The sequence below is a fragment of the Mesorhizobium sp. M0028 genome, from assembly GCF_040323855.1.
Classification (GTDB): domain Bacteria; phylum Pseudomonadota; class Alphaproteobacteria; order Rhizobiales; family Rhizobiaceae; genus Mesorhizobium.
In genome coordinates, this window is the sequence record NZ_JAMYVG010000030.1 from 1 (window position 1) to 24,453 (window position 24,453).

The window sequence follows — 24,453 nt, forward strand, 5'->3', positions numbered from 1 at the left end:
GTCCAGAAGTTCCTTCTCAATAGCCATGCGATGATTCTCTCCTTTCCATCATCATGGCCTCGCGCACAGAATTCCCGACAGTCCCGTCCGCCGCTCCGCTAAACACGGGGGCTGCGCGGCGGACACGCCGACGTCACCGCGATGCCACGCCATTTTGCAGAACTTGACGCACACTACTCCGGTTGCCTCCAACCGTCAGACGAAAGCCTTGTTCGCACCGGCCAGCGGCACAGTTCTCTGGTCACACAGTGCAAGATGGCCCGAGCCTGACTTCACGACAGCTATTGCCACCCCAAACTATGGCTCATCACCCCCCTCGTTTGCACTCCGCGCGAGGCCAAGCTGGGCCATCAATGCTTTGGCTGGGCTGGCGTCTGGTATCAGCCCAGCGGCTGATCGTTGAGGGGACGTTGGCGGTTCGACCACCAGGTAAAGTAGATCGGGCCGATCTTGATGACGGGTATGCGGCGGGCGCGCTCGCGGTCGCGCAATTCGCGGTACACTTTCACCTTCAGCGTGCCGCCCGGCATCCTGATACGCACCGCCATCGGCCCTGCTCCATTGTGCAATGCAGCACGAGAGACCTTCCGTCGCGAAAGAGTCAATGCCTGGTCGCTGACTATTTCTGGGACTAGTTGAGCGGCCGTCGGAGGTTTGGGCGCGCACGGCGGTTCCTGATCCCGCACCGAGGCGTCAGTGCCGAGCCGAGATCGTCGGACGCGCGGGTTATTTCTTGGGCGAGGATTTTTTGGGCGAGGATGGGCGACCGGACATGCCGCTCGGCCACCAGATGACGAAGTAATTGCTGACCTGCCAAACCGGCACCTCGCGCTTCTGCTCGCGGCGGCGCAGCTCGTCCCTTTTCTTGATCTTCAAAGTCCCGCCCGGAAGCCTGATTCTTATCGTCACGTGTGCTCCCATACCCCCAAGGTACGAACGATAGACGGGAACAGTTTCATCCGGCTAAGCAATTTCGTCCAGGTCAAGCAATTTCGGGGCCGATAGACGCAGTACGGCGGAACGGAGCGAGATCACCGGAACCGGCTTCATTTGAAGAAATCTGCAATGCCGTTGATGGCCAGCACCGCGTAAACGATCGGTCCGGCGATAAACGCACAATAGAGGCAGAGGATCGCCGCCAGCACCACCAGCAGCGGCTTGTCGCGGCCGACCGCGCGGAGTTCGGACTTCACCGTCCAGCGCGCCGCAGCGGTTTGTTCATCATCAGACATGTTCACCATCCCATGCTCTTTTTCATATGGCCGGTTGATTCACATGGCCGGTTGAAAACATCAACTTACCCTTGCTGCGCGGAGGGATCCACTAGAAGGGTCGCGATGCCCCAAGCTCGGCGTCAGGCAGTAAGAATTTCCGTGGTCACCATGCTTATCTGTCCGAATCCCTTCGATCAGATTTATTCAGGTCCCCGGCTTTCGCAGCCTGTACAGCCGCCTGCGCGGCAGCCAGCCTGGCAATCGGCACCCGGTAGGGCGAACATGACACATAGTCGAGCCCGACCTTCTCGCAGAAATGGATCGAGGCCGGGTCGCCGCCATGCTCGCCGCAGATGCCGAGCTTGATGTCCGGCCGCGTCGCCCTGCCCTTTTCGACTGCCATCCGCACCAGCTCGCCGACACCCTCTATGTCGAGTGACACGAATGGATCCTGCTCGATGATGCCTTTTTTGCGGTAAGTCTCGAGGAACGAGGCCGCGTCGTCGCGCGAGATGCCGAAGGTGGTCTGGGTCAAATCGTTGGTGCCGAAAGAGAAGAATTCGGCCGCCTCGGCGATGACATGGGCGCGGATCGCGGCGCGCGGCAGCTCGATCATCGTGCCTGTCAGATAATCGATCCTGACGCCGGTCTCCTCCATCACGCTTTTGGCCACAGCGTCGATGCGCGCCTTGACGAAGTCGAGCTCCTTTACCAACCCGACCAGCGGCACCATGATTTCCGGAACCACCAGCGCGCCGGCCTTCCGGCCGGCCGCGACGGCCGCCTCGAAAATGGCGCGTGCCTGCATCTCGGCGATTTCGGGATAGGAGACGGCAAGCCGGCAGCCGCGATGGCCGAGCATCGGATTGAATTCATGCAGCGCTTCGGTGCGCCGCCTGAGCTTGTCCGGCGACACGTTCATGGCAGCGGCAACCTCGGCCACCTCCTCCTCGGTCTTGGGCAGGAATTCGTGGAGCGGCGGGTCGAGAAGGCGGATCGTCACCGGCAGGCCGGCCATGATCTCGAACAGTTCGAGGAAATCCGAGCGCTGCATCGGCAACAGCTTGGCCAGCGCCGTTCGCCGGTCCTTTTCCGTATCGGCCAGAATCATCTCGCGCATGGCAATGATGCGGTCGCCGTCGAAGAACATGTGCTCGGTGCGGCAAAGCCCGATGCCCTCGGCGCCGAAGGAGCGCGCCATGCGCGCATCGAGCGGCGTCTCGGCATTGGTGCGCACCTTCATGCGGCGGGCGCCGTCGGCCCATTCCATGATGGCGGCGAAATCCCCCGAGAGTTCGGGCTGCAGCATCGGCACGGCGCCCTTCAGCACCTGGCCGTTGCCGCCGTCGATGGTGATGATGTCGCCCTTGCGGAAGGTCGCTCCCATCGCCATCAGCGTGCCGGCCTTGTAGTCGACGCGCAGCGAGCCGGCTCCTGAGACGCAAGGCTTGCCCATGCCGCGCGCCACCACCGCGGCGTGGCTGGTCATGCCGCCGCGCGTCGTCAGGATGCCTTCGGCCGCATGCATGCCGTGAATGTCCTCGGGGCTGGTCTCGATGCGCACCAGGATCGCCTTGCGGCCTTGCGCCTTGGCCTCCTCGGCGTCATTGGAGGAAAAGACGACCTCGCCGGTGGCAGCACCCGGCGAAGCCGGCAGGCCGACGCCGATGATGTCGCGCGCCGCCTTCGGATCGATCGTCGGATGCAGCAACTGGTCGAGCGAGGCCGGATCGATACGGGCGACGGCCTCCTCCTTCGAAATCAGTCCATCCCTGGCCATGTCGACGGCAATCTTCAACGCCGCCTTGGCGGTGCGCTTGCCGGACCTGGTCTGCAGCATCCACAATTTGCCGCGCTCGATAGTGAATTCGAGATCCTGCATGTCGCGGTAATGTTCTTCCAGGCGGTCGGAGATGCTGACGAAAGCCTGGAAGGCGTCCGGCATGAGCTTCTGCAGCGACGGCTTGTCGGAACCGGCGGCAATGCGCGCCGCCTCGGTGATGTTCTGCGGCGTGCGAATTCCGGCAACGACGTCCTCGCCCTGCGCGTTGACCAGGAACTCGCCATAGAGCTGCTTTTCGCCGGTCGACGGATTGCGGGTGAAGGCGACGCCGGTGGCCGAGGTGTCGCCCATATTGCCGAAGACCATGGCCTGGACGTTGACCGCCGTGCCCCAGCTTTCGGGAATGTCGTGCAGGCGCCGGTAGGTGATGGCGCGGTTGTTCATCCAGCTGGAAAAGACCGCGCCGATGGCGCCCCAGAGCTGCTCGTGCGGATCCTGCGGAAACGGCTTGCCGAGCTCCTCCTCGACCTTGGCCTTGTAGAGCGCGATCACGCCTTGCCATTCGATGGCCGTCAGCTCGGTGTCGAGCTCATGGCCGAGACCGCCCTTCTGGTCTTCGAGGATTTCCTCGAACACCTCATGGTCGAGGCCCATGACGACATCGGAATACATCTGGATGAAACGGCGATAGCTGTCATAGGCAAAGCGCGGATCGCCTGAATCGGCGGCCAAGGCTTCGACCGTCTCGTCATTCAGGCCGAGATTGAGCACGGTGTCCATCATGCCTGGCATCGAAGCGCGCGCACCTGAGCGAACCGACACCAAAAACAGTTTCGAGGGATCGCCGAAACGGCGCCCGGTCAGCCGACCGATATGGTCGAGCGCGACCGCAACGTCCGCTTCCAGCGAAGCCGGGTAGGTGTGGCCGTTGGCGTAATAGGCGTTGCAGACCTCGCTGGTGATGGTGAAGCCCGGCGGCACCGGCAGGCCCAGGCTGCACATTTCGGCCAGGTTGGCGCCCTTGCCGCCGAGCAGATTGCGGTCGCCGGCACGGCCTTCCGCCGCGCCGTCGCCAAAGGTGTAGACCCACTTGGTCATGTTTGCTCCCCGGTTGCAGGAGATTGGAAAGGCTGGTGAATCGAGCGATATGATGCTGCAGTGCGAAAGGCAAGGCATCGACCAGGCCGGCTGGCCTCTACAATCGATTAATGAAAAGCGGCGCCGAAAAGACTTGCTTTTGGAAGGCTTTGTTTTAGAACATACCGAGAACAACGGGCAGAACGATGAGAATGACCGGAAAGCTCGATTATCTGGAAATGCCGGCGACAGGCGGAACGCTGGACAGCGTGAAGGCTTTCTACAGCGCGGCCTTCTCGTGGTCGTTCACCGATTACGGGCCGACCTATTCAGCCTTTGCCGAAGGGCTGGACGGCGGTTTTCAGGCGGATGCCGAAGATGCGCCGGCCAAGCCGCTACCCGTGCTCTATTCCGAAAGACTTGAGGAAACATTGAGCGCCGTCGAAAATGCCGGCGGCACCATCGTCAAGCCGATCTTTTCATTCCCCGGCGGCAGGCGGTTCCATTTCGTCGATCCGGCCGGCAATGAAATGGCGGTGTGGGGTGAATAGGTCCGTTCAAGTGACGATTGCAAAACTGGTGAATCGGTCGCGCATAGTCGATATGTCGGCATTGAGCTTTCTTCCGGCTCGTCCTATAAGGCCGCGCGCACAGCGGGCACGCTCCGGCTGTTGGGGCGTCGCCAAGTGGTAAGGCATCGGTTTTTGGTACCGACATTCCCAGGTTCGAATCCTGGCGCCCCAGCCATCGCCCTAGGGTCCATTCCGGAGACATGGGTAACAGAACCTGCGAAGCCGTTGCGCCGTTACATGATGCGGGTCCTGTACCATAAAAACACGGCGCGGCGAGGTGCTGCGGCCTAGGCGTTCCGATGCACACGTCTAGTCGGTGACATTACTCGCACTATGCCTCCGTCCGTCGTTCTAAAAGGGATGAAGTACATTGCCAGCCACACAACGGCGTATGCGAGCACGATAGGCCTCATCAACGCAAGAACGTTCTCGGGGCTGTTTCGGTGAGCATAGACGCCAAGCGTCGCGGCCAGAATGATAAACAAAAAGAACGTCATCCCGCCGCTACGCTGGACCAAATTGTTCAAGAAAACTAAGGACAGGCCGTAAACCATCCCGCCGATGATTACCCCGACTATGCCAAACATCGACCACCAGTGTGCCCAAAAGTTCGACGCGAGCCCGTAAGTCGCGTAGCTGATGACTTGGCTTTGTATCAGATCATTGTACCCAGTGCTGCCGAAGCCGAAAGCCGACGGCATCACCAAGAACTGCGCCAAGCAGTCCCGAACGGTCGCCCAAGGGGAATAGGAAACATTCAACGCGAGGACTCGTTCCAGCAACTCGTGAGTGCCGAAAGCTTCCCAGCCCATCTGGAATGACATAGTTGACATGCTGTTAAAAACCTCGCCGAACGAAGCTCCGGTTTTCAGCGCCACGTAAAACGGCTTGGCCAAAAAAATGATCGCAAGGACCAGGCCGGCGCCAAGCCATGCCCTGGGAGCGAACACCGCTCGACCAATTGGCATTCCCCAACTCAGAGACACAATGACGCCGACCATGGCGATGACTGGTGTTGTGCGATCACCAGCCACGATGTTGACCACAATCATCGCCCCGAAAAAGACAGTGTAGATTTTGCATAGCCGCGACCAGGTAAAAAAGTACGCTGCGATGAGGAGACCTAAGGCGTTGCTCCATTTCCAGATTAGCCAGTCCACTCCGACTAGTGAACTTAGATCTGAGCGCGTTTGCAGGAACCAACCCCCGCCGTACCTAATGACGAACGAGGCAAAAAGACCCATGCTGAGAACGAAGGTTAGGGTCAAGAATCGATTGATGTAGCGGGGGTGCGACAAAACTCGAACTTCTTGCCGATTTATGGCGTGAAAAGCGTTAGCAGCGATGATTGATAATCCAAACGCCATCCACACAACCGCCATGACCATGGTGGCCCGATCTGATGTGGGCGCGAAGTAGCCAGTCATACCAGGGGCGGCAACTGGACTGGTGAGCCCGACGAGTGCCGGGAGGGTGTATGAAAACAGCCCAGCGACCCCAATCCACGGTACCGACACTTTAGGGAAATTGGCAAGGCATACGGTGATGGTGCCCACCAAAGCGACCCATAGGACGAATATCAAGCTATATCCTCGCTGATGTTGATGACAGCTAGTCTTTGCTAGCCGGATTCAACACGGAAACTACCTGCTTCGCCGTAAGCGGTCTAGACGCGTCCGGGCCGAATTGCCTATTCTAGCATGTTGTATAGTTGCCAGCGTCGCAACGGCCTTGCCGTAAATACGGCCCGATCGCGCTGATCGACGAGAACATGCCAGTCATCGTCATCGCCCCGGCATGACCGCATCTTCGAAAAGACGGTGTCGAACATGCAGGAGGTCGCGGCACGCGGCGGCAAGATCATCCTGATCACCGAGAGCAAGGGCGCCGCACACGCCACGGTGAAGACGATGGAGACGATCGTTTTGCCGGACGTGCCGGAAATCATCTCGCCGATCATCTACGCGCTGCCGATCCAGATGCTCGCCTATTCACCGCTGTGTTCATGGGCACGGACGTCGACCAGCCGCGCAATCTCGCGAAATCGGTAACGGTGGAGTAAGTTTCTGGTCGCGGGTGTTTCTCGCCAACGAGATAGAAACGGAGATCAACCAGAAGCTCGGTCAGGAAGGCGATCCGCTGATTGCGGCCTCCATATGATGCATGCCCGACCCAACGACGCGCTTTCTGATGTATGGCCGAATCGTGCTGCTCGACATGCATAGCCCGACTTTCCAGTGGGTCGGTGCGGATGACTGAGTCGTGCTCTGGCACCTGCCCAGTGTTTGTCCACAACAAAGTGGTGTCGCCGGCAGAGAACATGGTCCGGCTAACACCTTAGCTTAACGTCGGCTCGATTGGCCGGCACGACAATGCATCTTGTGGAGAGAACCTGCTTGTCTCGCCATGGCTCGGCATTCTATTTTATAGCTTGGAACATCCTGATGTAGCCAACAATATTTTGCCGCGACAGCTTATGATAGGCGTACTACTATAAAAGTTTCTATACTGACTTGCTTCCAACGTCACTAATAAATACTTTTGACTGGTCGAGTTTTGTTAGAAGATATAAATTGTTCATTATCTTTATATAGTGTCAGCGTTAGGAAACAATAACACTTGTCAAATGACGATTCTATGTTTAACTGTTGAAAATCTACGTCAATAGATTGCAATTTTGAAAACTCACCCACTACTCAAAGTACAATTTTCCCGACATTGCGACAATCCTGCCGCCGATCAACCATTCTATCAGGGCGTGCAGGTATGTGATTTGGCGCTAATATACACCCTCTAGTAGGCAGACATCCGCGGGGCGCTATCGAATCAAATGAGGGATTATGGATGGCGACTCTCCATTACACGTCGGGCGGATCCGGCACGGACATTGCAAAGGCCGGATTCAATCTGGCTAGCGTGCAATATGTTGAGCAGGTCAACGAACTGCCGGAAGGCATGAAAGGCTTGGTCTACCTCGACGAAGCCAACGGAGTAACCCAATCCTTTATCGACAAAGTTACTCCTTTCCTCGGCAATCCGAACGTATTTGGGTTCTTCCTGGTTGACGAGCCGGATCCCACCGGCCAATGGGGCACTTACGCCTCCGCCGCAAATCTGAAGGCAGAATCCGACTGGATTCATGCGCATTTTCCAGGCGCCAAGACCTACATCACAATGATGAGCTTGGGGACGTCGGCAAATCCGGATTTTAGGGGGACGTACAATCCCGCCAATACGGGTATCGATTACTACGGCGTGGATGTCTATCCTGTCCGCACGGATGGCGCGGTCGACTACAACATGATCGACAAATTCGTCGCCGCCGCTCAGGCATCGGGCATCCCGACGAGCCAGATCGTTCCAGGCTACCAGGCGTTTGGAGGCGGCGAGTATAACACCGACATGGGTGGCAAATATGTCGTGCCCACCGCCGCCCAGATGGAAACCATGATGGAGCACTGGGCCAAGCTGGTTCCGTCACCCGCCTTCGACTACGCATACGCCTGGGGTTCTCAGCGAGGCGACACCGCGCTTGAGAGCTCCCCGGAACTGCAGGCCGTTTTCCGGCAACACAACCTCGCAACGACTACGACTCCCCCTCCTTCCGACACGAGCGGTACCACGCTTTATGGCACCAGCGGCGACGATGTGTTTCACGGGGCCGGCGGCCACACGATGATCGGCTATGGCGGCAATGACACCTATTATGTCGATGATGCCCGCGATAAGGAGATTGAGGCGGCGGGCGGCGGGGCCGACAAAGCATTCGCATCGGTAAGTCATGCCCTTGCGGCCGGCTCGGAGATCGAGCTTCTCGCCACCAACAACCCATCCGGGACCACGGCGATCAACCTCAACGGCAACGAGTTCGCCCAGATCCTCCAGGGCAATGCCGGCGCCAATGTCATCTACGGCGGCGGCGGCGCCGACACGATGACCGGCTATAGTGGCAACGACACCTATTATGCCGACAATGCCGGTGACAAGGTCATCGAGGCGGTGGGCGGCGGCTCCGACAAGCTGCTCGCCTCGGTAAGCTATGCGCTTTCGGCCGGCTCGGAGATCGAGACCCTCGCAACTAACAATCTGGCCGGCACGACCGCAATTAACCTCACCGGCAACGGGTTTACTCATACGATCGTTGGCAATGCTGGCACAAATATCCTCACTGGTGGCGGCGGCGCTAACATCATCTACGGCGGCGGGGGCGCCGACACGATGGCCGGCTATGCCGGCAACGATACCTATTATGTCGACAATGCCGGTGATAAGGTCATTGAGGCGGTGGGCGGCGGCGCCGACAAGATATTCACGGCGGTGAGCCATACGCTTTCAGCAGGCTCCGAGATCGAGATTCTCGCCACCACGAGGCTGTCGGGGACGGCGGCCATCAACCTTACGGGCAACGAGTTCGCCCAGACCATCCAGGGCAATGCCGGCGTCAATGTCATCAACGGCGGCGGCGGGGCCGACACAATGGCCGGCTATCTTGGCAATGACACGTACAATGTCGACAATGCGGGCGACAAGGTGGTTGAGGTGGCGGGCGGCGGCATCGACAGGGTGCTCGCCTCGGTAAGCTATGCCCTTTCAGCAGGCTCACAGGTTGAGTTTCTTGCCACTGCGAATCCATCCGGCACTACGGCAATCAACCTCACCGGAAACGAGTTCGCTCAGACGATCCTGGGCAATGCCGGCGCCAATGTCATCAATGGCGGACGAGGTGCCGACATCTTGACCGGTAACGGAGGCAATGATGCATTCGTGTTCAATAGCGCTCTTGGCGCGGGCAATATCGACAAGGTTACCGACTTCAACAAGCTCCAGGACAAGATCCAGCTCGACGACGCCGTTTTTGCCGGGCTTAAGGCGGGAGGCCTTTCATCCGACGCCTTCTTTGCTGGTACGGCTGCGCATGATAGCTCCGACCATATCATCTACAACAGCTCAACCGGAGCGCTCTCTTTCGACAGCGACGGGATCGGCGGCGCAGCTCAAATACAGTTCGCCACTCTCTCTCCAGGTCTGTCGCTTGCAGCAGGTTCGTTCCTTGTGATCTGAATCACCCGGAACGGCGGACCTTCAACTCGAGCCGGTCCGCCGCTCCGTCTTCGTTCAAGACCCGATTCCCGAAGCATGATGCCAGTTTTGGCCAATGATCTCCCCCATGGATCTAGTCTTACGGGGTGCCTTTCCATATGGTGAGCGAAAAGGCGGAGTGGCATCTTTGTGAGCGTTATCCGGGATCATCGCTGCAAGTGCATCAAGGCGAGCCGCCCTCTCTGTACATGAGAGCCACTTAAGGCCAAAGGCTGTCTTCAGGACAAGGCCAAAACCCAAAGAGATTCGGGTTCGTCTTCTCCGATGAGCGTTCCGAGGTCGTTTCGGTAATCGTGAGAGGTTGCTGCGAGCCATCTGACGCCCTCGTATGCGTTGCAAAGCGGCGTGGATGGTCTCTTCAGTGTCAATACTGAGATTTGGTGATAGCCCGCGGTCGCCAAAAGCGCTCAAAACGTCTTCAATTGTCGCTACGTAGACGTCGAGCAGAGATGCGGAGCTCCATTCAACTCGTGACCCTCAATTATGCGCTCATAGTCGCCGAGGAGGGCAGTTTTCTGCGAGCGGCGCGGCGCGCTGGGATCGATCACACCGCGCTCAGCCGGCGCATACGCGATCTCGAATACGCGATGGGAACGAGAATATTTCATCGCCATGCCGGCGGCGTTGGCCCAACCCCGGCCGGCGAGCGTTTCCTTGGTCGTCTACGGTCCGTGCTGCTCGAACTGGACAATACTCTGACGCTGGCTAGGACCGGCTTCAAAGACCAACAACAAAGACTTTGCATCGGCGCCAACGGGCTCATCCTTGCCGGGCGAGCGCTGGATGCGGTCCTCGAGTTCGGGCAATGTCATTCCAATGTGACCGTGAGCTTGATCGAAGGATCTCACCCTGAATTCGGGCTTGCCTCGGGCGGGGCGGACGTCGACGTCACCCTCCTCCCGATCTACTGGCGGCGCATTCGAACTGAGATTGTGGAACGATACCCTAGCCGTCGTTGTTGCTTCAAATCATCCTCTCGCAAGCAATTCCGTGATCGAGTGGTCGGAGCTAGGCCAGGAGACGCTGCTAGTGCGCAGGGGCGAAGCATTTCTCCTAGCCGATGCTGTTGGAAGCAGTGTACAGCTTCCCGCGATCGTCGAACATTGCGTCAGTGCGGGCATCCTGCTGCGCCTTGTCGGAAACGGTCTAGGAGTCGCTCTGATCCACCACGGAGATGCCAATAGTGTTCCTGAAGGTGCAGTCTGCCGTAAGCTGCGGATCGGGATCAAGCCAATCCAGATCTACAATTTTGCCCGTTGGCGCCCGGATAACGCCAATCCTGCCCTGCCGATCTTCATCGAGTTCCTGCGTGATCGGTATTCGTCCTGACGGCCGTCCGACCGGCATAAACTGGGAACACTTATCCCGGCTTCAGGCTTCGCCGGGTTCTGGCAAAGGCTCTGTCTTCTCATGAACGGGTCAGCATCGGGCTATCAGCTTTGCAGGATCGGCAACTATCTGTCCGGTCTCGCGGCCGAGCAATTCAGCATAGGCGACCAGATCGCGATGAAGGGCGCCGGGCAGTTCGACCGTGATCTTGACCGGACGGTCATCGGGAATAGCGGAGAGTTTCAGCTTGGTCGTGACGGATCCTTCGGCGCCACGCCCGGTCAGCACCAAAGCCTTCGGCGATGCGAACCAGGTCGCTGAGCGCCGAACGGATTTGCGGCCAAGGAAATTCGGAGCATTCCTCCCAGGCTTCGCCCTCGCGCAATACGGCATCGAGCTTGCCTGCCACACCGGCGACAGTGGTGGCGGGAGTCGCTGAGAACGCTTGCAGCAGATCTTGCATTTTCTCGCTAGCCTCGCGCTCGGCCCTGAACGCGGCAGTGTAGCCGGTTTCCTCCGCAGCCGCATCCCAGCGTGCCTGATGCGCCGCGAAATCAGCTTCGGCCTTATCGCGGAGAGCCGCCGTATCCGGCGCTTTGCCGAGCAGTTCATTGAGCATCTCGATCGAATGGACCGTCACCTGCTCACCCTCGGCCAGGCGGATGGTCACACAAGGAAAGCCAACGCTCTCGACAAGCCTTGTCTCCAGGCGCTGCTGTCTGCGGCAGAGCCGCTCGGTCTGTTTGTGGGCTCTCTCCCATTCCCGCCAAAGCGCCAGTGCAGGATCAGAACGCACATTCGTGCTTCCGGCGCCGCTTGCGGACGCGTTGCCTTCGAGCGTCCACGCGGTGGTGGCCACGACTGTTCCCGCAAGCACTCGCCTGCGGGTGACGTAAGGCAGAGTCGTGGTATTGTCGGAATCAGTCATGATCCGAGCTCCATCCAGCTTGGGTTGTGGTCAGGCTGACTGGAGTGTTGGCGCACTCTGGCCAGCCGCCGCACGTGCGATGCAAGTGCGATGCACGTGCATATTTATGCGCCTTTTGAAACCGAATATCAAGCCGCAGAGCGAAAATGACAAAAAAGCCGTTCACCACCCGCCTTGATCCGCCGGTGTTGGCCTTGGCGCAACAGCTTGCCGAAGCGGAGCGGCGTTCTATCACCTCGGTGATAGAACTCGCATTGATCGAATACGCGGAACGGCGCGGAATCAAGATAAGTGCGAAGGAAAGGGAATAGTCAGAAGCGAACTGGCGGACGCCGCCAAGGTACCGGGTTGGCGAGCACGCATGCGATCACATGGAGCAGAAATCAGCCGACGGCCCGACTGGCCAACGGGTGGGTGACTGGTATGTTTCCAGCCCCTGCCCCTGCTCGACCGTCACGGACCGGCCAACCAAATGCTGGCCGTCGTATTGTAGGCCGGCAGGCGCACGCTTCTTGCAATCTTCTCGAAAACAGGTCGACAAGACGCGTCACGGTTGATCTTGCTGATGCGGAACGGCTCGCTGCCAACGAGTTCGGCAGCTCTGGCCGACATTGGCAGCACCACGGCGGCGGATTCTCAACCTTTACTCCGCCGCTCCGCGCTCAGCGCAATTGTTCAAGGCAATGAGGTTTTTTTGCCCGGGCCAGGCTATCGGGCTGCTCATTGCGATAGCGTGGTCCGATTTCCATGATTAGGACGGTCCCGGGCAAGAACACCAGCTCGCGGAAGATGTCATCCCAGTCGATATCGCCCGAACCGAGGGGTAACAGGTCGCCCAGACCAAGCGCTGCATTCTCCTGCGAGAGGTAGGTTCGATGGAGACCCTGCGGGCGCCCGAAGGAATCATGGACATGAAGGTGCCCCGTGACCGGCGCCATAGCCCGCAGCTGTTCACGGAAGTTCAGGCCGCGATGGGTCGATTCAATATAAGCGTGACTGGAATCGATAAGCGCCACCAGGTTCGAATGGCCGACCGCCTTTACCGTCTGCGCCACCTCGGCCGGGGTCTGCCGGCGCTGACTTGGGTCCATGGCGAAGAGGTTCTCAAAGGCGATGCGCACACCATAGAGCTTGCTGAACTCAGCGAGCTCGAACAACGCCTCGCGTTCGCGTTCCTCGAAACCGGGACCATCGAGAATCTGGTCGGCGCGAAAATGCCCGCTATGCTGGACAAGCACGCGCGCATCGATCCGATCGCAGAGTTCGACCAAGGCCTTGGCTGCATCAATCTGGTAACGACAGACCGCCGGGTCCATGAGGTTCGATGAGACGACGCCGTGAACCGTATAGCGGAAATCGAACTGCCTCGTCAGCGCGATAAACCTCTCGGCTCTTTCAGGGACTATACGGCCACCGGCTATGAGGTCGAGGTCGTCAGTCCCAGTTCGACGGCCTCGACGCCCATATCCGCAAAGCTGCGAAGGTCCGCTTCAATGCTCTCCAACCCGCCATTGGGGGAGGTTGAGTTAAAACCCGTGGCGATAATGTTGCTCATATGCATCCCCCGATGACGAGCGGCCAGGAGTCCCAGCCGGTCCGGATCAGTGCTAGGTGAGATGGCAATTGCTGAACCGATGCCACTCTCGAAACGAGTCTTCGTTCGCCCCCAGGTGCGATCGAGCGGTCTACCGCTGTGATCAGTGGGCCTACATTAACGCGGATCGGACCGAAGCGACGTCGCGTCTCACAAAGCAGGCTGCCTGTCCCGGACCTGCAAGCTCTCAAGAGCACCTCTCGTTCCGGACAGACTTCATACAGAGAATCCCTTTCTCAGGCTAAACCATTACGGTTCACGCAAATCACCCTGTCATCCTGGCGAATTCATCAGCCTCAGAGCTGGTGGTACTGGCAAGATGCGCCGCATGAGGCAAATCATCCGAACGCCAGAGGCCCTGCCTCTGCAGAGTTTCCGGGTTTTAAGTTTCATTGGTGCGGCGTGCTCGCAGAGCCGACGAAAAGATCGGTGAAGTTCGCAACACGTTGAATTCTCGGCGACACGCAGAGGTTACAGCCCGCCTGTATGCACCCGCAATGGCTCAGATTTGTCTGGGTACAGTCTACTCGGCGCCTGGAGAAGGCGAAGATTCCCGGATCGAGGCGCTTAGGCCGCTGCGCCAGGGCGGAGCGATCAGATTCGTGTCATACCGTCAGAGGCAAGACACTCGCAATTGGGGGAACAGATGAAGGAAGAGAACGACGTTGAGAAGCTGGTGCGCACGCTGCGTGCTCGAGCACCTGATGACGCGGCGGTATTGCTGGCCCGAGAGTCTCCCGAGTTCATTCGGGACACACTAAAGTTGTTGCCGGACCGGCACGCCCGTAAGGTGGCGGAGCATTTGCCGCCGCACATGCGGCCTATCAAGCCTCACGGCGATGGCAAGGACCTCGCGATCCCCGAGTCGCTCGTCGAGCTGATCGACCCGATTCCCGCCAGCGTTCCTGTCGGCACGACGGTAGCCGCCGCGGTGGAGGCCGTCAGACGCACCCAGGTGCCGACCGAGCTCACTTATCTCTACGTCACCGACGAGGGCGACAAACTGGTTGGCCTCGTGGTCCTGCGCGATCTGATGCTGAGCGAAGCGGACGCCACGGTGGATCAGATCATGCTGCCAAAGCCGTTCGCCCTCCCCGTCGGTCTGTCCTTGAGCGACGCCTGCAAGGCAGCGGTACGCCGGCACTACCCTGTCTATCCAGTGGTGGACGCGGAGGACCGGCTGCTCGGGCAGGTCCGTGGCTGGCGTTTGTTCGAGCAGCAAATCATCGAGATTTCTGCCCAGCCTGGCCAGATGGTGGGTGTGCAGAAGGAGGAGCGTTCTTTCACGCCGCTGTTTTCAGCCTTCCTGAAGCGTCATCCGTGGCTGCAGCTCAACCTGCTGACGGCCTTCATGGCCGCTTTCGTGGTCAGCTCGTTCACAGGCACGATCGAGAAGATCGTCGCCCTGGCGGCATTCCTCCCGGTCTTGGCCGGGCAGAGCGGAAACACCGGCTGCCAGGCATTGGCTATGACGCTACGTGGCCTTGCCCTGGGCGATGTCGACAAGCGACCGAAACTGCACCTGGTGATGAGGGAGGGCGCGCTCGGGATCGCCAACGGCGTTCTCGTCGGTCTTGTGGCGGCTGCGGCCATGTGGTTCTACGCCTCGCGGCAGCCGGAGTCGGCAGCCCAGGCGCCCATGCTGGCACTTGTCATCCTGCTCGCCATGTCCGGATCGTGCCTCATGTCCGGAATCTCCGGCGTGCTGATCCCGTTGGGGCTGCGGCGGGTCGGCGCCGATCCGGCCGTAGCTTCGGCGATCTTTCTTACCACCGTCACCGATATCGTAGGCATGGGCCTGATGCTTGGGCTCGCCACCATGCTCGTGTTGTAGTTTTGGCGTGTCCGCCGATGCGCGTCCTGCACAGGACGCGGTCGGCGGGATCATCACCGTTGGATTTTTGGAGCTTTGAACCACCGTGACTGAGCAGGTTGCGATACAGACGGATTTTGCGCGTAATTTAAGCGCAGGCATGGGCTTTCTGGCCCAGGAACTCACCGCGGGCATGACGACCGCGGGCGTAGCATTGCCGATGTGCGTCTCCTCCGGCGTCCTTGCCCTATCACCGCTCGGCGCAGATCGGGTGGCGGAAGGCGCGCTTGCCGGCGTCATCGCTGCCATCGTCGGCGGCATTGTCGCGTCCGCATTTCAACGGTCGTGCTTCGTGACGACCATGCCCAGCAACTCGCTGATCCAGGCGAGCCTGTTGGGATCCCTGTTGGTCGCTCTCGGCGGCAACACGACACAAGCGCTGCTTGCCTTCGTCGGTTGCGTGATGCTGACCGGCCTATGGATGATGCTTATCGGCGCAACCGGACTCGCCCGGATCGTCAAGCTTGCCCCCCATCCGGTTGTCGCCGGGTTCGTCTCGGGCGTCGGAATCCTGGTCATCAAGAGCCAGACGCCGATGCTTCTCGCGGTCTCCTCCTGGAGCGGCATCGTGGCGGCGGATTTCAGCCTGGCCACGGTCACAAGACTTCCATTCGGTCTTGCGCTGATCGCGGCCATGGCGATGATCACGCGGCATGCGCCCAAAGTTCCGGCGCTGCTTGCCGGCCTGATCATCGGCTATGTAATCTACCATGCTGCCCGTCTGTGGGCGCCCGAAATTGAGCTCGGGCCCGTTATCGGATCGATCGATATAGAGGGCTGGGCACCGGTAAGCATGATCGAGGCTGCCTCAACGCTCCGGCTGGGGCTGAAACATATCTGGTGGACCCTGATTGCGGGCTCGTTGACCTTGGCGATCGTGGGAACGCTCGACACCGTCTTTACCCTGCGCACTGCGCGCAATCTGGCCGACATTCAGGTCGGCCAGGACCGCGCCCTTGTCGGGCTGGGCATGGCCAATCTTGTCTCTCCCATGATAGGCGGGCTGTTCGTATCCACGTCGGCCGCGCTGACCGCCGCCAACTACCGTGCCGGAGGGCGCATGCGCACCTCGACGTTTGCGAGCCGGGCGGTGCTGCTTGCGGCCATCCTTGCGTTCCCGAATCTGATCTTCTCGATGCCGCTGGTTGTGCTGTCCGCCATTCTGGTCTTCGTCGGCATCAATACCATCGACCGTTGGGCACTGCGGGCGGCGCGGCAGGCACTTCTCGGCGACAGCGCGGCGGGCCGCAGCCAGGCACGGCGCAATATGGCCGTGGTCGCCGCTGTGGCGCTCGCCACAGTCCTTGGCCAACCCGTTATCGGCGCCGTGGTCGGCGTGGCGCTGGCCTGCATTGTCTTCATGATCGAAATGAGCCGACCGGTGGTGCGGCGCAAGGAGATCGTCGGCAAGACGCGCTCCAGGCGCATTCGCTCCACTGCTCAGACCGAGTTGCTGGCGATTCACGAGCGCGAGCTGGCGGTCCTCGAGCTGCAGGGCGTGCTGTTCTTTGGCAATGCCGATGAGCTCGCGGAGGAAATTGACCGGCTGCCCAGCGTGGTGCGAGTGATCATTCTCGATTTCCGCGCCGTCAGCGACGTCGACGCCTCCGGCGCATTGACCTTGCAGCAGATCTCCGCTCGCAGCGCCCGGCGTGGTCAGCGATTGTTCTTCAGTGATCTCAGGGATGCCGAGGCCCTGGAGGAGTTTACGTCACAAAGCGATGGGCCCAACATCTACCCCGATCTCGAGGCAGCGCTGGAGCGCTTCGAGGAGGAAATCGTCGAGCGCACGGACAGTACTGCCCGCTCGGTGATAGCGGTGCCGCTCGAGCGCACCGATTTCGGCATGACCATGGCGCCGGAAGATTTGAAGGTCCTGATGAGCTATCTCGACCACGTCGAGTTCCCCAAAGGCGCCGTGCTGTGCCGCGCTGGCGAGCAGGCGGACCGACTGTGGATGCTGACGCGCGGTTGTATCAGCGTCTGGGTGGATGCGCCTGGCGGACGGCGGCGGCTGGCGAGCATCGGGGCTGGATGTACTGTGGGGGAAATGGGCTTCCTGACCGAGCGACCGCGCTCGACCGACGTGATCGCGGACGAGGACGTTGTTGCCTATGAGCTGGCCTCGTCTGCCGCCAACAAGATATCAAAGGCCAAGCCGCATATCGCGCAAGCCGTGTTGAGAAGCATTGCCCGCCAGCTCTCCGATCGCCTCCGCAATGCGACGGAAGACCTTCGGATGAGCCATATGTGACATCGATGGGGCAGGCAGGGCCCAAATGCGTGCAGAATCACGCGAACTATATTGATCTTGAAGCACACTAGTTTCGTTAGCGGGCGATCAGTTTTGTTAGTTTCTATCGCTACGGAATACTTCAACCGATACAGCAACGCCGATAAGATGTTTTGGCAAGCAGCGCAGCCGAAATACGAATTAACTCGATAGTTTGTTGCGCGGCTGCAACAGCTGTTGAAAACTCGGACGATTTCGTCACAGGTCAGTCGCCTTTTTCTTGTAGTCGTGCTAAATCGTTCGCACTAGTCGGGTTTGGGGTGGGTTCTCGGCATGCAATCCTCGTTTCGAATGATCGTCGGCTGCGCCGCAGCGCTGCTTTGTACCGGCGAATTGCCGGCCGGCGCGCAGGGTCTTTTTTCGGCCTATGACGATGCTTTTTCAGCCCGCATCGCCAGTCCGGCCGACAACGGAACGCTCGCCCAATTCGTCACGGTTGCCGTTAACGCCGGGCAGTACGATCAGGCGATCTCGTCAATCGAGCAGTATTTGATCAAATATCCCCGCGATGCGCGCGCCCGGCTGGCGGCCAGCCGGTTGTACTATCATGTCGGCTCCTATGAATTGGCCCGGCGGCAGGTGCAGTACGGCATCGAAGTCGGCGGCCTGACCGCAAGTGAGCAGCAGGAAGCCGTTCGCCTGCTCGCCCGCATCGAGCGCGCGTTGCGTGGTGTCACCTGGGAACTCGCCCTGACCGGCGGCGTGTTCAGCGCATTTACCGATTTTGAGCCGGGCGGGGCGCAGGACGACGACAGCTTCGTCTCGCCCTATGGGCGGGCGGAAGGCTTTGTCCGGTGGGACCTCGGCACGCCAAGTGCCGACGCTCTCGTCCTTTCGGGGTCGTTGACGGCGACACAGCGTTTTTTCACGGAAGACCTGTCGGTTCCGGGTAGCAAGGAGACCTTCATCCACGGCAACGCCGCGATCACCTGGGACAAGGGGCTGCCCAACAGTGGGATCGATTCGCTGCGCCTGCTGCTTTCCGCCTTCACAGTTACGGATCGCTTCGACAGCGATATCCAGGAAACCGGCATCGGCGTCAGTGGGCGCTTTCTTGTACGCCCGACGGTCGAGACGACGCTCTTCGCCGGTGGCGGCTACATCGATCTAGGCGCCTCGCAAGGCATTTTCGCCGATAGCAGGCTTTTCTATGAGGCAGGCGGCAGCTACCGCTTCCGCAATGGCCAGGCGCTCGGACTGCGCTTTGTCGGCTCGAATGACTTCGCCTCCGGATCTGAAATCGGCCGCAGCTACACGGGCGAGGTCCGCTATGGCGGCCTGTTGATGAACGTACCGGATCTTTTCGCATGGTCGCACCAGGTCGCTTTCTCGGCCGGACATAGCGACGCTCCCGATCTGTCCATCGGCATCGGCACAAGTATCAAGAGCGACTTCTGGCGCATTGCCTCGGAAAGCGATTTTCAGCTGACGGAGGCGCAGAAGATCAGTGTCGATCTCGCCTATCGCGAAACCAACTTCGACATCGCCAACCGCGACCGAAAATCGTTCGAAATGCTCATGAGCTATACGTTGACGCTCAATTGAAAGAGGCCGCGATGAGGACCCCGTACCGTCAGATCGCCATTTTTATCGCCTGCCTTGCCTTCGCGGCACCATCCGCGGCTGAGACGGTCGGGTCGATGACGGCCTATCAGACCAACATCGTCCGCAACAACGGCGGGACAATGAACGTTGGTGCCGGCGTCGAACTCGGCGACCAGCTGCGCAGCAATCCCACCGGTCTTGGAATGCTGGTGTTCCGGGATGAATCGAGCGCCAAGATTGGTCCGAACACCAGCCTGACGATCGATGAATTCGTCTACAATCCGGGCTCCGGATCGGGAAAGATCGACATCGGGATGAACAGCGGCCTGGCCCGGTTCTATGGCGGCCAGGTTTCGAAAGGCGGCGTCATGCAGGTTGCGACGCCGCATATGGTGCTCGGAGCCAGAGGCGGCATCATCGAAGTGCTGGTGGCAGCCGGCCAGACCGTCGGCATTCTGCGCGCCGGCCGCATGACCTGCACGATCAATGGGAAACGGCTGGTCATCACAAACCCGGGCTACGCCTGCACATCGGAAGATGGCAAGCTGCTGACCGGCTACGGCGGAATCGACACCTTCCCGATATTGGACAGCATCGACCGGATTGCCGGCACCGGCCTGCCAGGCGCACCGGGTCCGGGACTGGATGTAAGCGCGCTTTGTGCGTCGGCACTCGGCGGCTCGCTCAAAGTCTGCGACTCCACCGATGGCGCATTGCCAGGAGTGGTCATGGAGTTCCCCGACACCCCAACGCCACCTGTGGGCGGCGGCGTGAATAAGGGCGAGTGTGAGGGTGAGGGTTGCTGCTACTACTGCGATTAGGCCTGGCCGCACGACATGAGCCTCTTGGTGGGTTGGCGCTGGGCTGATTGGCGGCAAGCTGGCATGCGCAAAGTATCCGGCCTTGTGGTCGTGCTCCTGCTGCTCGCTTGCCATTTGGCTTTTGACGGGCCGTTGTCGCGCCTGCGCGAACGCACGTACGACTTCTACCAGTTTCTCGCTCCGCGCCAGGCGACGAGCAATCCTGTCGTGATCGTCTCGATAGACGACGCCAGCCTCAAGGCACATGGGCGATGGCCCTGGAACCGTGGCCTCTTGGCCGATCTGGTCGATGACATCACCAAGTCCGGCGCCGCGGTCATCGGGCTTGCGCTGGTACTGCCCGAGGCCGACACCTCGCCTGAGGGCATCGCCGGAGACAAGCGCCTGGCAGCGGCACTGGCGAAAAGTCGAACGGCGCTTGCTGTCAGCCTGGGCCACGAGGCGACGGTTTCAGAAGCAGGGCCCAAAGCCGGCTGGTCGATCGTCGGACAGGTACCCGACACACTTCCCGGCTTCGCCGGCCTGACCGGCTCGCTTGCCGAATTCTCCAACGCCGCCGCGGGCCTCGGCGTAATTCGCACCTTGCCCGATCCCGACGGCGTACTGCGCCATGTGCCGCTGCTGTGGCTTCGCAATACCGCTCAAGGCGTGCAGCTGTGGCCGTCCTTCGCGCTCGAGCTTCTGCGCCTTTACGCCGGGCAGGACGGCTACATAGCCCGGATGAATGCCGCCGGGTTCGACGCACTCAGGATGGCCGGCGCCATCGTGCCGCTCGAGCCGGAGGGGAGCATCCGCCTCTGGGAAACCGCCACGGATACGCCCCGTATATCTGCCAGCACTATCCTTTCGGGCGGCAGTGATCCGCGGCTGCGGGACGCCATCGCCATTGTCGATCTGTCGGCCGTGGGACTGACGCAGTACCTGCCCACCCCGACACGTCCAGCGCGACCAGGCGCGGACATCCACGCCGATGCAATCGGCCAGATGCTTGCCGGGCGCTACCTGGCAGAGCCAACGCACGCGCGTATGCTCGAGCGGCTCTGGTTTGTCCTCAGTGCCGTCGTTTTCATCGGACTTTCCGGAGTGCTCGCCGGGCGCGTCGTGCTTGGTGCCCTGGCTCTCGTGCTGCTGGCCGTCACGCCGTTCGTGTTCGGCGCTCTCGAATACAGCCTGCAGGGTGCACTCTATGACCCGCTGCAGCCGGCGCTTGCGACGATCCTGGTAGCCGGCTTCGAAGGCTATGTTCTCTACAGGCGCAGCGAGCAGCGCCGGTCCACCCTGGCACGGCAGTTCTCCCAGTATCTGTCGCCTTCCGTGGTGCAGCGCCTCGCAAGCTCGGACACCGAAGCGATCCTGTCCGGCGAGAAGCGCGAGATCACGATCCTGCTCAGCGACATACGCGGCTTCACGACGATGAGCGAACAACTCGATACCCAGGAAATCGCCAAGGTGGTCAATCACTTCCTCGGCATTGCGACCGATGAGATCCTCAAGCGCGACGGCACCATCGACAAGTTCATGGGCGATGCGGTGCTCGCCTTCTGGAACGCGCCGCTTGATCAGCCGGACCATCGCGAGCGCGCGCTCGACGCGGGGCTTGCCCTGATCGAACGGGTGAAGCGTGAAGACGCCGCCTTCACCGCGGACGGCCACCCCTCCATCGCAATCGGCGTCGCCATCGAGACCGGCATCTGCTCGGTAGGCAATTTCGGCTCCGAACGGCGCTTCGATTACACCGCGATCGGCTCCCCGGTGAACCGCACGGCACGGCTCGAGTCGACGACCAAGAAGCTGGGCATCCCCCTGGTGCTTGGTCCCGGCTTTGCGGCAGGAGCATCGATGCCGGTCGTCCAGGCAGGCGCCTTTGAGCTCCAGGGTTTCAAGGGCGAGGTGCCGGTTTTCACCGTTCCGGAGATGCAAGCTGCTCACCAAGGTATGAGCCGCGAAGTAGAGAGCCAACGTGGTGAGCAATCTGGCGCCCCTGCCGTGGTGGTTGGTTCGCCGCCATCCGTGCAAATGGCACCGCCTGATCTTGCACCCCGAACCCGAAGCACACGCTGACCGGATCCAGCGGATGGCAGGGGTGCCGACCTGCTTTGTGAACTAATACTGCTGGGGAGGCCTAGGTGTCATCAAACGGCCCTTTAATTGCGGGTGGCTGTCAATCCGGATCAGCGCGACAGCCGATGAGACGCGGATAGACGGCGAAGGGATCCGTCGAGGTAACCCCGGCAATGATTGTCGAGGCCGCCGAATTTTCGAGCGAGAAGATAGGCCGTGTTATCCAGTTCACCACGAATGCAGCACGGCTTCGTTGAGTTCGCCGGCGCCATCATGTGGAGGCAGCGCGTGGTTCAGATTGTTTATCCTCGCCGCCGGATCATGCGCTCGGGATGTTCCCAAGAGCATCCAGCCGTAGCACTCCCCGAGCTGCCCTACCGAGAGAGTTCGCTGGGCCGGGATTATGGCCGTTATGAACCTGACGCAATCGATGCAGCTGGCGCTGGCCTCGTCGGGCGCGTGGGCGGTCTATCGACATCAATCGGTCGCCGCGGATGTTGGGATGCGCAGGCGTCGGCGTACGTAGCGCCGATGCGCCTTGGGCATGTGGGCGTTGACAGTGACATGGCCGCAGCGACGTGTTTCAGACGCCGAGCAATTCCAAGGACTGAGCACCAGAACCGAACCTTCCGACGGATTTTCGCGAGCTGCATTCCTCCCTGCCCTCCATATCAAAACCGCCGCTCGCGAATTCGCTGGCCAGTATATCTGCGATATGATACACATATATCACTCAGAGGATATACAAATGCCGCTCTTCATTCGCGATCCCGACGTCGATGCCATGGCCGTCGAGCTGCAGCAGATTACCAACGCGCGCAGCAAGACCGAGGCCGTCAGAACCGCCTTGCGCCATGAGATCGAGCGCAACCGCGGCAGCGTCCCGCTGCGCGAGAGACTTGCCAAAGTCAAGGAAATGGCGCGGCGGATCGGGCCGGCCAACCCTGATTTCGATATGAAGAAATTCACCGACCAAATGTGGAGCGACGACTGATGTTCGTCGATGCCTCGGTGATCGTTGCCATCCTGAACGAGGAACCTGGCGCGGAAGAACTGGAAAAGCGGCTCGCGGCCGCGACCAAGCCGCTGTATATCTCCCCGCTCGTCCGGTTCGAGGCAGTCCAGGGTCTCGCGCGAGCATCGGCCGAAGCCATCAAAAAGAACGCCAAGCCCACGGCCGACATGCTGGCGCAAGCCCGTGAGACCGTCGACGCCTTTTTGATCGAGATCGCCGGCAAGGAAATCATGATATCCGGCGACATCGGCGACCGGGCGATCGAAGCCAGCATGAAATACGGCAAAGCAGTCGGGCACAAAGCCGATCTCAATTTCGGCGATTGTTTTGCCTACGCTTGCGCGAAAGCTCACCGGCTTGCCCTGCTTTACAAGGGCAATGACTTTTCACAAACTGATCTGGCGTAAGGCTTTCCTGGCCTTGCATCGCGGCGCAAGAGCCGATGGGCCCTTTTGCATGCTTTGGGCGAATCGTCGTCTTTCATGGTTAAACGCAATATTACGAGGAACGTTCGCTGCAGCACTGGTTTTCTTCGGCACGATCACCGTCCAGGCACAGCGGGCAGACGGCATCTTCTGGGTGCTGCGATCGGGTGCGCCATGCCGCGATCTTCCAGGGGGCGATACGGCCCACGCACCACGTGCTACAATCGCTTCGTTCGATGGCGGAAAGCAGGTGTGTGGGACCGCCTCATGCATGGCATCACCAAAGCCCATGATGCAACGGTGCAGATGATCGATACCTCCATTGTTCGCGTCCATCAGCAAGGCGCGACAGCAAAAAGGGGGATCGAGATTATTGTCTCGGTCGTTCCCGATGCGCGCTGACGACCAAAAATTCATGCTCTTGTCGACGCCGAAGGCAGGCCGATCAAGCTGACGCTCACGGCAGGTCAAATGAGTGACATCGCCTACGCAGCGGACTTGATCAAGGATTTGCCCGAGGGTGCCATGCTGCTCGCCGACAAGGGCTATGATGCCACGCCTTGCGCAATGCCGTCACCGAGCAAAAGGCATGGGCCAGCATCCCGCCCAAGGCCAACCGCAAGGACCCGATGTGCTTCAGCCCCTTTCTCTACAAGACCCGCAACCTCGTCGAACGTTCTTCAACAAGGCCAAGCAGTTCCGTCGCATCGCAACTCGATATGACAAGCTGGCAGAAAACTACCTTGCTGCCCTGAAACTCGTGTCAACTCGCATCTGGCTACGCGGTGATGAGTCTACGTCCTAGCGTTTTGCGTGCCCTGCC

The 24,453-nt window shown here is 60.2% G+C and carries 18 protein-coding genes, 1 tRNA gene and 4 pseudogenes; 15 read left to right on the forward strand and 8 right to left on the reverse strand.

Annotation, left to right across the window (positions count from 1 at the left end; all coding sequences use genetic code 11):
- Nucleotides 1–380 precede the first annotated feature (380 nt).
- From NKJ93_RS31005 to ppdK, 4 genes are all read right to left on the reverse strand, one after another.
- Complete coding sequence (locus NKJ93_RS31005; RefSeq protein ID WP_352593061.1) at nucleotides 381–548, reverse strand: hypothetical protein; 168 nt, start codon at nucleotides 546–548, stop codon at nucleotides 381–383.
- Between the two features lie 178 nt (nucleotides 549–726).
- The gene (locus tag NKJ93_RS31010) at nucleotides 727–876 is read right to left on the reverse strand and encodes a hypothetical protein (RefSeq protein WP_352593064.1); all 150 of its coding nucleotides are present in this window, start codon (nucleotides 874–876) and stop codon (nucleotides 727–729) included.
- Nucleotides 877–1,046: 170 nt separating this feature from the next.
- Nucleotides 1,047–1,232 (reverse strand): hypothetical protein, encoded by a 186-nt coding sequence (locus tag NKJ93_RS31015; RefSeq protein ID WP_352593067.1) that lies wholly within the window; start codon nucleotides 1,230–1,232, stop codon nucleotides 1,047–1,049.
- 154 nt (nucleotides 1,233–1,386) lie between these two features.
- Complete coding sequence (gene ppdK, locus NKJ93_RS31020; protein ID WP_352593070.1) at nucleotides 1,387–4,095, reverse strand: pyruvate, phosphate dikinase; 2,709 nt, start codon at nucleotides 4,093–4,095, stop codon at nucleotides 1,387–1,389.
- A 185-nt stretch (nucleotides 4,096–4,280) separates the two neighbouring features.
- Between ppdK and NKJ93_RS31025 the strand changes: the two genes are divergently transcribed.
- Both NKJ93_RS31025 and NKJ93_RS31030 read left to right on the forward strand, forming a co-directional pair.
- Nucleotides 4,281–4,625 carry a VOC family protein gene (locus NKJ93_RS31025; protein WP_352593073.1) on the forward strand — a complete coding sequence of 115 codons (345 nt, stop codon included), beginning with the start codon at nucleotides 4,281–4,283 and terminating at the stop codon, nucleotides 4,623–4,625.
- Between the two features lie 121 nt (nucleotides 4,626–4,746).
- Nucleotides 4,747–4,821 (forward strand) — tRNA-Gln (locus tag NKJ93_RS31030).
- 112 nt (nucleotides 4,822–4,933) lie between these two features.
- On the opposite strand, the gene NKJ93_RS31035 is transcribed toward NKJ93_RS31030, so the two are convergent.
- On the reverse strand, nucleotides 4,934–6,202 hold the full coding sequence (locus NKJ93_RS31035; protein WP_352593076.1) for a hypothetical protein: 1,269 nt from the start codon (nucleotides 6,200–6,202) through the stop codon (nucleotides 4,934–4,936).
- A 182-nt stretch (nucleotides 6,203–6,384) separates the two neighbouring features.
- Here NKJ93_RS31035 and NKJ93_RS31040 point away from each other — a divergent pair.
- From NKJ93_RS31040 to NKJ93_RS31055, 4 genes and pseudogenes are all read left to right on the forward strand, one after another.
- Nucleotides 6,385–6,708 (forward strand): annotated as a pseudogene (locus tag NKJ93_RS31040) (SIS domain-containing protein); the annotation flags it as partial.
- Nucleotides 6,709–7,490: 782 nt separating this feature from the next.
- Nucleotides 7,491–9,707, forward strand: a complete 2,217-nt coding sequence (locus tag NKJ93_RS31045) for a calcium-binding protein (RefSeq protein ID WP_352593079.1) — start codon at nucleotides 7,491–7,493, stop codon at nucleotides 9,705–9,707.
- Between the two features lie 488 nt (nucleotides 9,708–10,195).
- Nucleotides 10,196–10,381 (forward strand): annotated as a pseudogene (locus NKJ93_RS31050) (helix-turn-helix domain-containing protein); the annotation flags it as partial.
- A gap of 295 nt (nucleotides 10,382–10,676) precedes the next feature.
- Entirely contained in the window at nucleotides 10,677–11,075 is a 399-nt protein-coding gene (locus NKJ93_RS31055; RefSeq protein WP_352593082.1) for a LysR substrate-binding domain-containing protein, read from the forward strand.
- Between the two features lie 90 nt (nucleotides 11,076–11,165).
- Here the strand turns inward: NKJ93_RS31055 and NKJ93_RS31060 are convergent, their stop codons facing one another.
- Both NKJ93_RS31060 and NKJ93_RS31065 read right to left on the reverse strand, forming a co-directional pair.
- Nucleotides 11,166–11,363 carry a DUF2274 domain-containing protein gene (locus tag NKJ93_RS31060; protein WP_502898330.1) on the reverse strand — a complete coding sequence of 66 codons (198 nt, stop codon included), beginning with the start codon at nucleotides 11,361–11,363 and terminating at the stop codon, nucleotides 11,166–11,168.
- Nucleotides 11,296–12,003: a hypothetical protein gene (locus NKJ93_RS31065; RefSeq protein ID WP_352593085.1), complete on the reverse strand. Its 708-nt coding sequence runs from the start codon at nucleotides 12,001–12,003 to the stop codon at nucleotides 11,296–11,298. The genes NKJ93_RS31060 and NKJ93_RS31065 overlap by 68 nt, the downstream gene beginning before the upstream one ends.
- A gap of 146 nt (nucleotides 12,004–12,149) precedes the next feature.
- On the opposite strand from NKJ93_RS31065, the gene NKJ93_RS31070 reads away from it, so the two are divergent.
- On the forward strand, nucleotides 12,150–12,314 hold the full coding sequence (locus tag NKJ93_RS31070; protein ID WP_352593088.1) for a hypothetical protein: 165 nt from the start codon (nucleotides 12,150–12,152) through the stop codon (nucleotides 12,312–12,314).
- A gap of 332 nt (nucleotides 12,315–12,646) precedes the next feature.
- Here NKJ93_RS31070 and NKJ93_RS31075 read toward each other — a convergent pair.
- Nucleotides 12,647–13,558, reverse strand: a pseudogene (locus tag NKJ93_RS31075) (TIM barrel protein).
- 685 nt (nucleotides 13,559–14,243) lie between these two features.
- On the opposite strand from NKJ93_RS31075, the gene NKJ93_RS31080 reads away from it, so the two are divergent.
- The 8 genes and pseudogenes from NKJ93_RS31080 to NKJ93_RS31115 all read left to right on the forward strand — a co-directional run.
- Nucleotides 14,244–15,431 (forward strand): magnesium transporter, encoded by a 1,188-nt coding sequence (locus tag NKJ93_RS31080; RefSeq protein ID WP_352593090.1) that lies wholly within the window; start codon nucleotides 14,244–14,246, stop codon nucleotides 15,429–15,431.
- A gap of 139 nt (nucleotides 15,432–15,570) precedes the next feature.
- A complete protein-coding gene (locus NKJ93_RS31085; RefSeq protein WP_352593093.1) occupies nucleotides 15,571–17,724 on the forward strand; it encodes a SulP family inorganic anion transporter in 2,154 nt (717 codons plus the stop codon).
- A gap of 312 nt (nucleotides 17,725–18,036) precedes the next feature.
- Complete coding sequence (locus NKJ93_RS31090; protein ID WP_352593096.1) at nucleotides 18,037–19,308, forward strand: tetratricopeptide repeat protein; 1,272 nt, start codon at nucleotides 18,037–18,039, stop codon at nucleotides 19,306–19,308.
- 11 nt (nucleotides 19,309–19,319) lie between these two features.
- The gene (locus NKJ93_RS31095; protein ID WP_352593099.1) at nucleotides 19,320–20,129 is read left to right on the forward strand and encodes a FecR family protein; all 810 of its coding nucleotides are present in this window, start codon (nucleotides 19,320–19,322) and stop codon (nucleotides 20,127–20,129) included.
- Nucleotides 20,130–20,192: 63 nt separating this feature from the next.
- Nucleotides 20,193–22,190: a CHASE2 domain-containing protein gene (locus tag NKJ93_RS31100; RefSeq protein ID WP_352593102.1), complete on the forward strand. Its 1,998-nt coding sequence runs from the start codon at nucleotides 20,193–20,195 to the stop codon at nucleotides 22,188–22,190.
- Nucleotides 22,191–22,938: 748 nt separating this feature from the next.
- The gene (locus tag NKJ93_RS31105; RefSeq protein ID WP_023722247.1) at nucleotides 22,939–23,184 is read left to right on the forward strand and encodes a type II toxin-antitoxin system VapB family antitoxin; all 246 of its coding nucleotides are present in this window, start codon (nucleotides 22,939–22,941) and stop codon (nucleotides 23,182–23,184) included.
- Complete coding sequence (locus NKJ93_RS31110) at nucleotides 23,184–23,612, forward strand: type II toxin-antitoxin system VapC family toxin (protein WP_023722248.1); 429 nt, start codon at nucleotides 23,184–23,186, stop codon at nucleotides 23,610–23,612. Before NKJ93_RS31105 ends, NKJ93_RS31110 begins: the two co-directional genes overlap by 1 nt.
- Nucleotides 23,613–23,769: 157 nt before the next feature.
- Nucleotides 23,770–24,435 (forward strand): annotated as a pseudogene (locus NKJ93_RS31115) (IS5 family transposase); the annotation flags it as partial.
- Nucleotides 24,436–24,453 lie beyond the last annotated feature (18 nt).

Excerpts from the sequence above, each read along its gene's own strand:
- NKJ93_RS31105 (WP_023722247.1), top strand. The coding sequence starts at position 22,939 with ATGCCGCTCTTCATTCGCGATCCCGACGTCGATGCCATGGCCGTCGAG.
- NKJ93_RS31065 (WP_352593085.1), bottom strand. The coding sequence starts at position 12,003 with ATGACTGATTCCGACAATACCACGACTCTGCCTTACGTCACCCGCAGG.
- NKJ93_RS31025 (WP_352593073.1), top strand. The coding sequence starts at position 4,281 with ATGAGAATGACCGGAAAGCTCGATTATCTGGAAATGCCGGCGACAGGC.
- NKJ93_RS31015 (WP_352593067.1), bottom strand. The coding sequence starts at position 1,232 with ATGTCTGATGATGAACAAACCGCTGCGGCGCGCTGGACGGTGAAGTCC.
- NKJ93_RS31095 (WP_352593099.1), top strand. The coding sequence starts at position 19,320 with ATGAGGACCCCGTACCGTCAGATCGCCATTTTTATCGCCTGCCTTGCC.
- NKJ93_RS31110 (WP_023722248.1), top strand. The coding sequence starts at position 23,184 with ATGTTCGTCGATGCCTCGGTGATCGTTGCCATCCTGAACGAGGAACCT.
- NKJ93_RS31090 (WP_352593096.1), top strand. The coding sequence starts at position 18,037 with ATGCAATCCTCGTTTCGAATGATCGTCGGCTGCGCCGCAGCGCTGCTT.
- NKJ93_RS31005 (WP_352593061.1), bottom strand. The coding sequence starts at position 548 with ATGGCGGTGCGTATCAGGATGCCGGGCGGCACGCTGAAGGTGAAAGTG.
- NKJ93_RS31045 (WP_352593079.1), top strand. The coding sequence starts at position 7,491 with ATGGCGACTCTCCATTACACGTCGGGCGGATCCGGCACGGACATTGCA.
- NKJ93_RS31070 (WP_352593088.1), top strand. The coding sequence starts at position 12,150 with ATGACAAAAAAGCCGTTCACCACCCGCCTTGATCCGCCGGTGTTGGCC.
- ppdK (WP_352593070.1), bottom strand. The coding sequence starts at position 4,095 with ATGACCAAGTGGGTCTACACCTTTGGCGACGGCGCGGCGGAAGGCCGT.
- NKJ93_RS31080 (WP_352593090.1), top strand. The coding sequence starts at position 14,244 with ATGAAGGAAGAGAACGACGTTGAGAAGCTGGTGCGCACGCTGCGTGCT.
- NKJ93_RS31085 (WP_352593093.1), top strand. The coding sequence starts at position 15,571 with ATGGGCTTTCTGGCCCAGGAACTCACCGCGGGCATGACGACCGCGGGC.
- NKJ93_RS31100 (WP_352593102.1), top strand. The coding sequence starts at position 20,193 with ATGCGCAAAGTATCCGGCCTTGTGGTCGTGCTCCTGCTGCTCGCTTGC.